Origin of the sequence: Coleofasciculus sp. LEGE 07092, from assembly GCF_015207375.1 — a bacterium.
Classification (GTDB): Bacteria; Cyanobacteriota; Cyanobacteriia; order Cyanobacteriales; family Coleofasciculaceae; genus LEGE-07092.
The window spans coordinates 1-12,576 of the sequence record NZ_JADEWY010000163.1; the positions used below are offsets into that span (position 1 = coordinate 1).

Below are 12,576 nucleotides of genomic sequence, written 5' to 3' on the forward strand. Positions count from 1 at the left end.
TCCCCAGGCAGTTTGTTTACCCTGACCGATTTCTTATCACATAACCGGATACAATAAGTTCTTTGTCGTTTTCCAGGGTGAGGAACTAATGGGTCGCGCAGAAAAAGTTGTACTTGCTTATTCCGGCGGAGTGGATACCTCAGTTTGCATCCCTTATCTCAAAGAGGAGTGGGGCGTCAAAGAAGTTATCACTTTAGCGGCAAATTTGGGTCAAGGCGATGAACTTGGACCCATTCAGAAAAAAGCATTAACATCAGGTGCAGTCGAGTCCCTCGTTGTTGACGCTACCGAAAGTTTTGTCAAAGACTATGCGTTTCCCGCGATTCAAGCGAATGCGCTCTATGAAAATCGCTATCCCCTATCCACGGCTTTAGCACGTCCGCTGATTGCGAAGTTACTGGTGGAAGCCGCTGAACAATACGGTGCGGATGCTGTGGCTCACGGTTGCACGGGTAAAGGAAACGACCAAGTTCGTTTTGACGTATCAATTATGGCGCTGAACCCTAACCTAAAGGTGTTGGCACCAGCGAGGGAGTGGGGCTTCAGCCGTGAAGAAGCGATCGCTTACGGGGAGCGTTTCGGCATTCCCGCACCGGTGAAAAAGTCTTCTCCTTACAGTATTGATCGTAACCTGTTAGGGCGCAGTATTGAGGCAGGAATCCTTGAAGATCCAGCCGCTGAAGCGCCCGAGGACATTTATCTAATGACTAAAGCGATCGCAAATACTCCCGACGAGCCAGCCTATGTAGAAATTGGGTTTGAGGGGGGAACTCCCACCACCCTTAACGGTAACGCCCTTGATCCGGTGGCGCTGATTACTCAACTCAACGAAGTGGCAGGAAATCACGGGGTTGGGCGGATTGATATGCTCGAGAACCGTTTGGTGGGGATTAAATCGAGAGAAATCTATGAAGTTCCTGCTCTGTTAACCTTAATCCACGCTCATCGGGACTTGGAAAGCCTCACCTTGACGGCTGATGTTACTCAGTACAAGCGCACAATAGAAGACACTTACAGTCACCTCATCTACAAAGGATTGTGGTATAGCCCCCTCAAAGGTGCTTTAGATGCATTTATTGAGCAAACCCAAGAGCGGGTATCAGGAACAGTGCGAGTGAAATTTTTCAAAGGCAATGCTACGATTATCGGGCGCTGGTCGGACAAATCTCTCTATGCGCCTGATTTGGCAACTTATACGTCTGAAGACCAATTCGACCACAAAGCGGCGGAAGGGTTTATTTACGTTTGGGGGTTGCCGACTCGCATCTGGTCGAAAAAAATAAGGGAGTAGGGAGTGGGAAATAAAGGAGATAAGGGAGAAAACATAGCCTTCACTCTAGGTTGAAATTGTAGTACGAAGAAAGGCTCTAGGAGGATAAACCTAGAGCCTGACTTGTTAAAGCACTTGCTCCTGTTCGCGTTGATGCATCTCCCGCATTAAAAAAATGTATTATGCGCATCCTATTATTTTTTTTGTAACAGACCATACAAAAGACAATAAGTTTTTCTATTAACTATGTAAAATAAGCCTTTAAAGTAAAAACTTTTAGTAAGTTGCACAATAAATTTTCAGGTAATTTACTAAAAGTCTGCTTTTGAGATTGTAAAATTACCAGGAATAAAAAAATTAGTTCCCTGTAATCAGAATCGTCAATAGCATAAAAAATACCCCATATCAATAATCCTAATTAAGGAGATTTAACCCGTGGTAGAAGCAATTGAAAAAACTAAAACCCTGAATAAATTTGAAAAATTCAAAGCCGAAAAAGACGGACTGACTGTAAAGGAAGAACTTGAAAAGTTTGCCGAGTTAGGGTGGGAAGCGATTGACAAAACTGACCTCGAACATCGGCTCAAGTGGGTAGGCGTCTTTTATCGTCCCGTGACCCCAGGTAAGTTTATGGTACGGATGCGAATGCCCAACGGGATTCTGACGAGTAGTCAGATGCGGGTGCTTGCCGAAATCGTGCAGCGCTACGGCGACGATGGCAATGCTGATATTACGACTCGGCAGAACATTCAATTGCGAGGCATTCGCCTTGAGGATGTGCCAGATATTTTCCGTCGATTTGAGCAGGTGGGGTTAACCAGTGTCCAGTCTGGTATGGATAATGTGCGCAATATTACTGGCTCACCTATGGCGGGACTTGACGCTAACGAACTGATTGACACCCGAAAACTCGTCCGGGAAGTCCAGGATATGATTACCAACACCGGTAATGGGAACGCTCAGTTTACTAACTTGCCCCGCAAATTTAATATTGCGATCGAAGGAGGGCGAGATAACTCCGTTCACGCTGAAATTAATGACATTGCTTTCGTCCCTGCCTATAAAGACGGACAATTAGGTTTTAATGTTGTTGTTGGCGGCTTCTTCTCAGCAAAGCGTTGTGACGCTGCCATTCCCCTCAATGCTTGGGTGCCACCCAACGACGACGTGGTTGACCTGTGTCGAGCGATTTTGGAAGTTTATCGCGATCGCGGTTTGCGGGCAAATCGGCAAAAGTCACGGCTGATGTGGCTAATTGATGAATTGGGTATTGAGCAATTCCGGGCAATCATAGAAGAACAGTTCGGGCGTCCCCTGGCAACGGCGGCTGAAGACGACGAAATTGACTGGGACAAGCGTGACCATATCGGCGTTTACCCCCAAAAGCAACCGGAACTCAACTATGTAGGATTACACATTCCCATCGGACGCCTCTATGCTGAGGATATGTTTGAATTGGCGCGGATGGCGGAAGTCTACGGTAGCAGTGAAATTAGGCTGACCGTCGAACAAAATGCGATTATTTCCAATATTCCCGATTCTCGCTTGGACGCCTTCTTAGCCGAACCCCTGCTAGAGCGCTTCAGTATCAACCCTGATCCCCTGACACGAGCCTTAGTCTCTTGTACAGGCTCTCAGTTCTGCAACTTTGCCTTAATTGAAACTAAAAATCGGGCTTTAGCAATAATTAAATCCCTAGAAGCCGAGTTAGAGATGCCGCGTCCCGTGCGAATTCACTGGACAGGCTGCCCCAACTCTTGCGGCCAACCCCAAGTTGCTGATATTGGGTTGATGGGTACAAAAACCCGTAAAGATGGCAAAGCTGTAGAAGGGGTTGACATTTATATGGGTGGCAAAGTTGGGAAAGATGCTCAACTTGGCACCTGTGTCCAGAAAGGAATTGCTTGTGATGATTTGCTGCCTGTGTTGCGGAATTTATTGATTGAGCATTTTGAAGCGAAACCTAAAACGGTATGCGTTTAGTTTGGTGTCATTCGTTCTGACGACCTATGCCCTAGGGGTACGGCATGCCGTACCCCTACAATAATTCAGGTGATGTGTGCTGAATATGGCAGAATATAGTCTACTAATCGAGCTGCTATCTGAGGGCGTTCGACTAAGAACTGATGGCTGATGACTATGAAGCGTCGCAAATTTCTCAAGTACGGGAGTCTGGCGGGTAGTGGGTTAGTTCTTGCCGCTTGTAGCCAACTGGGTATGAATTCCCAAAGGAGCGATCGCTCTTCTGAGTCCTCTCAACAAGCGGGATTGGACTTTGGGAAGTTAGAAAAAAGTAACCTATCCCTTGGCTTTATTCCCACAACTGACTGTACTCCCCTAGTCATTGCCCAAGAACTAGGATTTTTTGCTAAATACGGTCTTGATGTCACTCTCACCAAAGAATCAGACTGGCAAGGAATTCAAGATGGTTTGCTAGAATGGCGCTTCGATGCCGCCCATGCCTTAGCCGGTATGCCGATACTCGCTCAACTGGGTTCGGCTGAGGCTCCCATGGTTCCCCTCATGGTACTCAATCTCAATGGTAGCGGTATTACCCTGTCCCAAAAAGCCTGGGACGCGAATATCCGACCCTCAACCGAATACTTCCAGTTTCAGGAGTTTGCCGACGCTTATCGGCAGTACATTAGACGTTTCGAGGAACCTCCCACCTTTGCCACAGAATTCTCAACCTCAATGGATAACTACATCAGCCGGTATTGGCTGTCGGCAATGGGAATTAATCCAGAAACAGAGGTCGAGTTTTCAGAAATTCCACCCTCGCAAATGATTTACAAAATCCAAGCGGGGGTTATGGATGGCTACGGTGTTAGCGAACCGTGGAACCAGCTTGCCGTTGCCGAAAAAGCCGGATTCACCGCTTACGTTAACCAAACTATCTGGAAGGGTCATCCCGGAAGCATACTAGCAACAATGCAGCCGTGGATAAAAGAAAACCCGACAACTGCCAGAGCCTTGGTCGCCGCCGTACTGGAAGCCTGTCGGTATTGCGATGAAGCCGAGAATCGTCAAGAAATTGCTCAAATTCTTTCTCAAAGTCGATATCTCGATACCGATACCAGCTCAATACAAGCCCCTTTACTTGGCACTTATAACTATGGCGGCTTTGATCAAAAAGAGCGAGTGGAGAAAATTCCAGATTTTTACTTATTCCACTTCAGAAGTACAGACTATCTAGAAAGACCCGACCACGTCAACTATCCCTGGCGTTCCCACGGAGTTTGGCTGCTAACTCAGATGATTCGCTGGAACCAGCTTGATATGTCAGACTATCCCAAGTACGGAGATAAGATTTTCGATCGCCTTTACCCCAGAGAAATCTATGACGTTTATAAAGATGTTGCCCAATCTTTAAATATGGAGCTTCCTAGTGAACAAATGAAAGTTGAGCCAGCAGCAGTCTTTATCGACCAGCGAGAATTCGACCCTAGCACACCTGTTGCTTATCTCAACAGCTTCGATATTTGGGCAAATGCACCTCGGATATTTGCCGTATAGTCACGACTTACGCAAAGCCTCTATTTAGGGTAGTGGCGTGATACACCTAATTTTGTGCATTGGGGTATTAGAGTTTAGAGGTCAATTTGTTATTGCATCATTGTAGAGGTGCCACGCCACTAGAGAACCGATGTTCTAGCTTAGATAGTGTTCAACTACCGAAACGAGTTCTGATGCCCAGTGATCAGCAATTCCGGCATCAACGGCTTCCACCATCACCCGGATCACAGGTTCTGTACCGGAGGCGCGAACCAGAATTCGTCCTTGGTCGCCCATTGCTGCTTCACTGCGGGCGATCGCTTGGCTGAGGGGTTCGCACTCTTGCCAGTGCAATCGGCGATCGCGATCTTCCACCCGGACATTCCGCAGCAGTTGAGGATACGTCTGGAAGCTTTCATCTACAAGGGCATCTAGGGAAAGTCCTGACTGACGCACCAAAAACGCCAAATGTAGAGCACTCTGCAACCCATCACCCGTTTGGCTGTAATGGTGACAGAGAATATGTCCTGATTGTTCGCCTCCCAACATAGCTCCGGTGCGTTCCATTTCGGCATGAACGTATTGGTCGCCTACGGGTGTCCGCACCAGTTTACCGCCTAATTCTTTCCAGGCTCGTTCAAAGCCGAGATTCGCCATGACTGTCGCTACAATCAAATCTCCTGGCAGTTGTTGAGCCTGTTGTAGCGCTTGACCCCACAAATAGAGAATGTAATCCCCATCAATGACCCGACCTCGGGCATCCACTGCCATTACTCGGTCGGCATCGCCATCAAACGCAAACCCCAGATCGGCACGATAGTGCAGAACAGCTTTTTGGAGAGACTCTAGATGAGTAGAGCCACAATTGACATTAATGCGATCGCCATCGGGTTGATCGTGCAAGCAAATGACTTGAGCACCCAACTCAGCAAACACTTGCCCAGCCAGCCCCACGCAAGCACCCCAAGCCAAATCCAACACGATCCGCATACCCTGTAAATCTATCCCAGATACCAAGGGACGCCGCAGAGACTCTAGGTAATTCTCAATCAACTCAGGTCTGTGGTAATGCTGTCCCCTAGAGCTGACAGCAACAGCATGACTCGCAACACCTCTTAGCCCCATTTCAATTTGCTGCTGCAATGCCGTCGGTAGCTTTGTGCCTTGTGTGCCAAAAAATTTAATGCCGTTGTCCTCTGGCGGATTGTGACTGGCAGAAATCATTACCCCACCTACGGCATTTGTAACGGCAGTGAGGTGGGCAACGCCAGGAGTTGGACACAATCCCAAATTCCAGACCTCCAATCCGACTGCTGTCAAGCCCTCACTTAATGCCATTGCCAGTACATCGCTGGAGTTTCGCGAGTCCTGTCCTAAAATTACAGGTCCAGGTTTCGGTGCCAAAGTGCGCAATACTTGACCTGCCCAGAAACCCACTTGTAACGCTAAGTCAGTCGTCAATAGTTCCCCCACTCGTCCCCGAATGCCATCGGTGCCAAATAAGGGCGTTGTCGGCAGTTCCAGTGGCAGACCCCCAGGACTGACGTGAGCCGAAGCGGTTTGCTTATGCCTGGGTAATAGTTCTAAACGATTAAAGCCCTGAGTCCGTACAGGGGATGTCACCATAACTAGATCGTCCTCACACAACACATTTACTGTGGAGGATAGCACTTTCTTATTAGGTAATTAGTTATTCTTCACGATCGCTAGTTCCAAAAAACGCCTTTTGGTTCATTATTCATGGGGATGAACAACAATTTGCTGCTCACGGCTCAGATACCAGCATCTGAGAGTAACTTTTGCACGGTTTCCCCAGTCAACCCTGCCTGGATATAACGGGGTGAATTGGGGTTGTAGGGACTGGCAACCCGATCAAGCTTGACAATTTTCGCTTCCTCTGGTATTACAGGGACATCAGGGTTGAACGCGGTTGGGCGCATTAATGAACTAGAAAATCCCTTAAAAATGGCAATATGGTCTTCTTCTCCAGCAATTTGAGCTGTGACAATCAATACTTCCTCCGGATGTTTGATTGTGTATTCCTCTAAACGCCGCCCAATAAAATCTGTCATATTTCTTCGTTCGTAAATTTACTGTTCCATTGCCGATCGTCCCTGCTTGCCCAGCCGAATCAGCACAAAATAACTCAAATAGAGGACGTAGAAGAACAATCCTGTCATTCCCAGAAACCCCAAAAATTGAGGAGTCCAAGTGGGATGGAAATACTGTTTGAATAACAGGGGTGGTTCAAGCCAGACACTACAGGAAAATTTCTGAATTGCTTTTGGGGCGAACGCACAGCCTAGAGACGGGATCGTCCATAAAGCACCTAGCAGGCAGTAAATCGTTGTTGCCCAACGCCAGGATGTTAGGGATAGCTTCAAGGGACTAGTCGGTCGATCTTCAATATCTTCATTCAAATCGACCCAAAACCAGAGCGAAATAGGAATCAAAATCCGGGCAAAAAAACCAGACGCAAAACCAATCGGCCAAGTAGCAATCATGATATAAACCGTAATCGCTAGCAAGCTAGCAACGCGCCAGTAGATAATCAACAGGCGCACAATCGCATCTGCTTTTTGAACAAACGCCCAAATGAGCAAAATCAGAGGAAGGATGACCATAAACAAAACAGCTAATCTATAGTCTGTCCAGACTAGGGCGCGAAAGAGTTCATCTTGCATAGCTCGTTGCCGAAAAGGTTTCTGATCTATGGTATTGCAGAGGTTGTAGCAAAAGCTAACCCCCTACCCCCTAAATAACAACAAGCAGCCAGAATCGCCTCACTCAAGGGTTCTAGCTGCTCGGCTAATTGACTAATTGACTGAAAGGACTGGTGCTGGTACTGAATCGAGTTACACGTTTCTACTCGTCGTAGATCCGGCACTCATCGGCATCTGGATTTTCGTCGCAATACTTCTCAAAGGAGGTTTTCGGCTTTTCTTTTTGCCGTTGGTGTGATGCCTCAGCTTGTAATTCTTCTACAGCATCCCAAGCAGCCGCACATTCGTTGGAATTTGTGCCTTGAATATCACACACTGTCCGAGCTTGCTGAAGTTCTTGTTCGATTTGTTCTTTAATGTTGCTCATTGCTTTCCTTCTTACTGATTACTGCACTAGGATACAGAAACCTGCTTTGCTAAGGTTTAACCGTTTTGGAAATTTCCAATTGGGTGCTTATGTGTAGTTACTCAGGGAGTTGAGTTCTACGGGGTTTCTTATTGAAAAACACTGGGACTATACCGGAGTGCTGTTACAATTCTACACGATTCACCCAACTGCTGAAAGCAGAAGGCTATCTCGCACGTTTTCTGTAATACCCTAAAACCCTATATTACGAGCGAGATGATCGTGATTTTTTAAGATTCTGTGAGTCTATCTCCTCCCTTTGGCGTTACCATGATTGGGGGTATCATAAGGCTTTAAGGACTTGCCGAACATCAAAAAGCACTCCTTAAGGCAGAAAATTCGGTAAAGCCAATGGGAAATCCGATCAAGTGGGCAAATGCCTTATCAACCCGTCCGTCTTTGGAGGCGGCAGTTGCGGAAGTAGTAGATCGCGTTGAGCGATCGCTATCAATACCAGCCGATGTCGGCGTGGTATTCATTTCCTCCGCCTACGCCAGCGAGTATTCTCGACTTATGCCCCTGCTTCAGGAGCGGCTGTCGGTTCCAGTTATCATTGGCTGTGGTGGGGGCGGCATTATTGGCATGAATGACCGAGGTGAACCTCAAGAAGTGGAAGGAAATCCAGCCTTGAGTCTCAGCGTAGCTCACTTACCGGATGTTTCTGTTCGTGCCTTTCACATCCTGGCTGATGCCTTACCTGACTTGGATAGTCCCCCAGATGCCTGGGTGGAAGTAGTGGGTGTGCCACCTCAAGAACAACCCCAGTTCATCTTGTTAGCCGATCCTTTTTCTTCTAAAGTAAATGACCTGATTCAAGGATTGGATTTTGCCTATCCAGGGTCAATTAAGGTCGGAGGACTGGCAAGTGCAGGGGCTATGGGACTTCCAAGTGGCTTGTTTTATCGTTCTCCAGAGGAACCCGTTGGAGAATTGTACCGTGAGGGGACAGTTGGTATTGCTTTAAGTGGCAATATTGTTTTAGACCCGATTGTGGCTCAAGGCTGTCGCCCCATTGGTCAAACCTATCAGGTGATGAAAGGTGAGCGGAATATTGTATTGGAATTAGCGGCTCAAGATGGCAGTGAGATCACAGCAGACGCCCAAACAAGCTCTCCGTTGGAAGTGCTGCGCGACTTGATTAATAGCCTAAGCGAAACTGACCGACAACTTGCCCAGCATTCCCTATTTATTGGGCTTGCTAGAGATGAATTCAAGCAGCAACTCGGTCAGAGAGACTTTTTGATCCGCAATCTCCTAGGAGTTGATCCCAGAATTGGTGCGATCGCCATTGGCGATCGAGTCCGCCCTGGGCAACGAATTCAATTTCACCTTAGGGATGCCCGTACTTCCGAGGAAGATTTGGAGTTGCTGCTCCAAGACTATCAAGAAAAAACAGCGAATACCCCAGAGGCTGTAGGAGCCTTGATGTTTTCCTGTCTAGGACGAGGGGAAGGACTTTACGGACAACCTGATTTTGACTCCCAATTGTTCCGTCGCTACCTGCAAAATGTCCAGCTCGGTGGCTTTTTTTGTAATGGTGAAATTGGACCTGTAAGCGGCACGACATTTTTGCACGGCTACACCTCGGTTTTGGGGATTTGCCGTCAATCTTAGTTAGTTATTTGTCTTTGGTTCATGACAAAATTTATGGTTAAAGTAGCAATGTAGTGTGGTTATCAATGGGAGTAGCTTTTCCATCGCTGCTAGTGGCACTAAAAGTTTGGAAGTAGCGACGAACATCTAGGGGAAAGTTGGGGAAATCAAAGCTGGCATCACCCGCAGCCACATCAGCCCAGAAGTAACGTAGGCTAGGAGCAAGTTGTTGGGCGTCTGCTAGGGGTAGACTTAAGGGTGGGGCAGTAAGGAGCTTGATCATAAATGGCTGGGAGCGATCGCCCATCCATTCCCGTGAGGTTTGGTGCAGGTTTTCCCAACCGGGAACTGATTCAACCCGATGGGATTCAATTTGTAACCAGTGATTGCCTTGATTGTCGGTTCGCAGTTCTAAAATCCGGTAGGGATGAGGGTAACTGACTAATGAACCGGTCGTGATATCGTAGATACCCTCATGACAGGCGATATCTTGAACGTGCAAGTGACCGGTAAAGACTAGATTGACCCCAGATGCTTTGAGGAGTTTGACCAGTGTTGGGGCATTTTCTAACATATAGCGCCGTCCCAAGGGATGGTTGGTTTGACCGGGCAGATGTTCGACTACATTGTGATGCACCATCACCAGCACTAACTGATTTTTGAGTTGAGCCAATGTCTGATCAAGCCATGCAAGTTGGGCTTCATCGAGACGCCCCACCTGTTTGCCAGACTCATCAAAAAAGTTGGAGTTCAGTCCAATAAGCTGCACTCCAGGCAGTAATTCACAGGTGTAGTAGAGTTGGTTGGGATTGGTGTAACCAAATTGACGGTAGTAGTGGGGAAAGTCTTTGAGTCCGATTGATCGTTCGTTGGGTAGCAGTGTTGGCACATCATGGTTTCCCGGTATTACGTAAACCGGGAATGGCAGTTCTGCTAGCTGCTTTTGTAACCAAGCATGGTTGTCAGGTTCGCCATCTTGGGTTAAATCTCCGGGAAGTAGGAGAAAATCTAGATTAAGGTGCTTGAGATGTTCTAGAACCAGTTCCAATGCAGGAATACTGATTTCAACCAGATGGAACCGATTAGCCTGATTCAGGATGGTATGGGGGAGAGCGATATGTAGATCGCTGAGCACCGCAAAGCGAAAGTTAAGACTCATGAAGTTTAATACTTTAAGGAAGCCGCGATATCAGCACTAAACTGCTGGAGTCTTTCCTCGCATTGTTTAATGGTTTGAGAGGTAAGTTTTTTCTTCAGTTACGGGGGAAGAATCGTACCGCGTCTAGATAGAACTTAGCAAACTTTTTTGCCCTTTATTTGGTTTTTTTCGCTAGACTCGTACACAATCACCCGATTGGTGCGGCTTTGGAGTCTCAAACTCCTCGTTTCGCCCGAACCTAGCTATTACCTCTGTGTTTTGCGTCAATTATATCACGGTTGTGCCACCCAGTAACTTAGTAATCAAAACTGTTTGGGGGAAATACTCATGTTTCAAAAGATTTTAGTTGCCATGGACAACTCAGAAATGGGAACCCATGTTTTTGAAAAAGCCTTGTCCGTAGGAGAATCACTCAATGCCTCGTTGATGCTGTTGCACGTCCTGTCTCCAGAGGCAGAGGACAGTCCGGGATTTCCAGGAAGTCCGATGTTGGATTACTATCCCTGGACTCTCGAAGATGTTAATGTTCATTATCGGCAGCAGTGGGATGAATTTGAAAGTGAATGTCTAGAGTTACTGCGATCGCGCACAGAGAAAGCTCACGGAGCTGGAGTGAATGCTCGATTTGCCCAAATTCCCGGCAGTCCGGGAGAAGCGATCTGTACCTTTGCCCTGAATTGGGATGCTGATCTAATTGTGATTGGGCATCGGGGGCTGTCGGGTCTGAGTGAGTTAATCTTGGGGAGTATCAGCAATTATGTTGTTCACCACGCGCTGTGTTCTGTTCTGACTGTGCGATTTCCAGTAGAAAAGCTCGATAAAATTCCCCAGCCAAGGTGAACTTTTGATCAAGAACAGCAACAGTAAGGATAACTGAGACTATCAGGGTGGAGAATCCCGACTTTAATCAGTCATTCTCACAGATGAGGACTAAATTATGGAATGGAATCCCGAACCAGTCGAAACCAAAATTGGCATTCACTTTAAACATAGTGATACTCTCCGTCTTTCTTTACTTCATTCGTCCTATGCTGAACAACTTGGAGAACTAGAGACTAACAATGATCGGTTAGAATTTTTGGGGGATGCCATCTTTTCCTTGGTTATTACTGACTACTTATATAATCACTGTCCCTATTTAGAAGCTGGTAATCTGAAGGCTTTGCGGGACAAGCTCATGGAGGGGGAGAGACTCACTAAACTCTGGTATAAACTCGGATTGGGAGAGGGTTATCCGTTTTTAGGGACAACACAAGAACGCCACCGCCTTCGTCAGCAATCTCACAATCCGTTTGAACAGGGATTGAAAGCATTAGTCGGGGCAATTCATCTAGATCGAGGGTTCTCTCAGGCGCGGAATTGGTTGGTGAAGCAGTTGATTGCACCACTGTTAGAGCGTCATTTAAAAAATATAAAAGAACGTTGTTCACCAAATAAACAGTTGAAGTTTTTAGGAGATGCCGTTTTCAAAGCCGTTATTGTCGATTATTTGTATTGTTACCTTCCGAATGTGAGGGTAGGCAGGCTGAATGAGTTGTATCGAGTACTGAGTTCAAAAGAACTGCAGGAGGAGTATAGCAGTCTAGTTACCACCGAGGATTTGACGGTATTGAATTTGGAGAATGAGAAAGTTTTAGCGAAATCATTCAAGGCATTGCTAGGGGCGATTTATTTGGAAAAAAGTTCAGAAAATGACAAGCGGGGGTTTGCCGAAACAGGGAATTGGTTTGTGGAGCGGTTTGTAGATGGGGATGAGGTTTTGAGGAAGGCTATTAGTTTGCTTCTCGATGATGGGAAATCCCAGAAGTGGATTGTACGGTATTTGATGGGGTATGAAAGTAAGGATTATCATGCGGGGAGGGATCGATTTAATGCGGTGATGGAGGGGAAGAAATGAATGCAGAGTGGCAGGGGTGCTGGGGTGCTGGGG

11 protein-coding genes are annotated in these 12,576 nt (G+C 46.9%); 6 read left to right on the forward strand and 5 right to left on the reverse strand.

From position 1 onward, the window contains the following. The first annotated feature begins 88 nt into the window (after positions 1-88). The 3 genes from IQ257_RS26270 to IQ257_RS26280 all read left to right on the forward strand — a co-directional run bounded on the left by IQ257_RS26270 (position 89) and on the right by IQ257_RS26280 (position 4,786). Positions 89-1,291: an argininosuccinate synthase gene (locus IQ257_RS26270; RefSeq protein WP_193933337.1), complete on the forward strand. Its 1,203-nt coding sequence runs from the start codon at positions 89-91 to the stop codon at positions 1,289-1,291. 414 nt (positions 1,292-1,705) lie between these two features. Further along, entirely contained in the window at positions 1,706-3,253 is a 1,548-nt protein-coding gene (locus IQ257_RS26275) for a ferredoxin--nitrite reductase (RefSeq protein WP_193879977.1), read from the forward strand. A gap of 156 nt (positions 3,254-3,409) precedes the next feature. Next, positions 3,410-4,786, forward strand: a complete 1,377-nt coding sequence (locus IQ257_RS26280; protein WP_193879974.1) for a CmpA/NrtA family ABC transporter substrate-binding protein — start codon at positions 3,410-3,412, stop codon at positions 4,784-4,786. 135 nt (positions 4,787-4,921) lie between these two features. Here the strand turns inward: IQ257_RS26280 and glmM are convergent, their stop codons facing one another. From glmM to IQ257_RS26300, 4 genes are all read right to left on the reverse strand, one after another. Beyond that, a complete protein-coding gene (gene glmM / locus IQ257_RS26285; protein ID WP_193879972.1) occupies positions 4,922-6,391 on the reverse strand; it encodes a phosphoglucosamine mutase in 1,470 nt (489 codons plus the stop codon). Between the two features lie 146 nt (positions 6,392-6,537). Continuing rightward, positions 6,538-6,837: a hypothetical protein gene (locus IQ257_RS26290; protein WP_193879970.1), complete on the reverse strand. Its 300-nt coding sequence runs from the start codon at positions 6,835-6,837 to the stop codon at positions 6,538-6,540. An 18-nt stretch (positions 6,838-6,855) separates the two neighbouring features. Further along, on the reverse strand, positions 6,856-7,449 hold the full coding sequence (locus tag IQ257_RS26295) for a DUF3177 family protein (RefSeq protein ID WP_193879967.1): 594 nt from the start codon (positions 7,447-7,449) through the stop codon (positions 6,856-6,858). A 181-nt stretch (positions 7,450-7,630) separates the two neighbouring features. Continuing rightward, the gene (locus IQ257_RS26300) at positions 7,631-7,855 is read right to left on the reverse strand and encodes a Calvin cycle protein CP12 (RefSeq protein WP_193879965.1); all 225 of its coding nucleotides are present in this window, start codon (positions 7,853-7,855) and stop codon (positions 7,631-7,633) included. 390 nt (positions 7,856-8,245) lie between these two features. Between IQ257_RS26300 and IQ257_RS26305 the strand changes: the two genes are divergently transcribed. After that, on the forward strand, positions 8,246-9,508 hold the full coding sequence (locus tag IQ257_RS26305; RefSeq protein ID WP_193879962.1) for an FIST signal transduction protein: 1,263 nt from the start codon (positions 8,246-8,248) through the stop codon (positions 9,506-9,508). Between the two features lie 37 nt (positions 9,509-9,545). Here the strand turns inward: IQ257_RS26305 and IQ257_RS26310 are convergent, their stop codons facing one another. Next, entirely contained in the window at positions 9,546-10,646 is a 1,101-nt protein-coding gene (locus IQ257_RS26310) for a metallophosphoesterase family protein (protein ID WP_193879960.1), read from the reverse strand. Positions 10,647-10,973: 327 nt separating this feature from the next. Here IQ257_RS26310 and IQ257_RS26315 point away from each other — a divergent pair, with 327 nt between their 5' ends. Together IQ257_RS26315 and IQ257_RS26320 are read left to right on the forward strand one after the other, a co-directional pair. Further along, complete coding sequence (locus IQ257_RS26315) at positions 10,974-11,486, forward strand: universal stress protein (RefSeq protein WP_193879947.1); 513 nt, start codon at positions 10,974-10,976, stop codon at positions 11,484-11,486. A 97-nt stretch (positions 11,487-11,583) separates the two neighbouring features. Then, complete coding sequence (locus IQ257_RS26320) at positions 11,584-12,543, forward strand: ribonuclease III domain-containing protein (protein ID WP_193879945.1); 960 nt, start codon at positions 11,584-11,586, stop codon at positions 12,541-12,543. Positions 12,544-12,576: the final 33 nt, after the last annotated feature.

Excerpts from the sequence above, each read along its gene's own strand:
- IQ257_RS26315 (WP_193879947.1), top strand. The coding sequence starts at position 10,974 with ATGTTTCAAAAGATTTTAGTTGCCATGGACAACTCAGAAATGGGAACC.
- IQ257_RS26320 (WP_193879945.1), top strand. The coding sequence starts at position 11,584 with ATGGAATGGAATCCCGAACCAGTCGAAACCAAAATTGGCATTCACTTT.
- glmM (WP_193879972.1), bottom strand. The coding sequence starts at position 6,391 with ATGGTGACATCCCCTGTACGGACTCAGGGCTTTAATCGTTTAGAACTA.
- IQ257_RS26280 (WP_193879974.1), top strand. The coding sequence starts at position 3,410 with ATGAAGCGTCGCAAATTTCTCAAGTACGGGAGTCTGGCGGGTAGTGGG.
- IQ257_RS26290 (WP_193879970.1), bottom strand. The coding sequence starts at position 6,837 with ATGACAGATTTTATTGGGCGGCGTTTAGAGGAATACACAATCAAACAT.
- IQ257_RS26270 (WP_193933337.1), top strand. The coding sequence starts at position 89 with ATGGGTCGCGCAGAAAAAGTTGTACTTGCTTATTCCGGCGGAGTGGAT.
- IQ257_RS26310 (WP_193879960.1), bottom strand. The coding sequence starts at position 10,646 with ATGAGTCTTAACTTTCGCTTTGCGGTGCTCAGCGATCTACATATCGCT.
- IQ257_RS26300 (WP_193879965.1), bottom strand. The coding sequence starts at position 7,855 with ATGAGCAACATTAAAGAACAAATCGAACAAGAACTTCAGCAAGCTCGG.
- IQ257_RS26295 (WP_193879967.1), bottom strand. The coding sequence starts at position 7,449 with ATGCAAGATGAACTCTTTCGCGCCCTAGTCTGGACAGACTATAGATTA.
- IQ257_RS26305 (WP_193879962.1), top strand. The coding sequence starts at position 8,246 with ATGGGAAATCCGATCAAGTGGGCAAATGCCTTATCAACCCGTCCGTCT.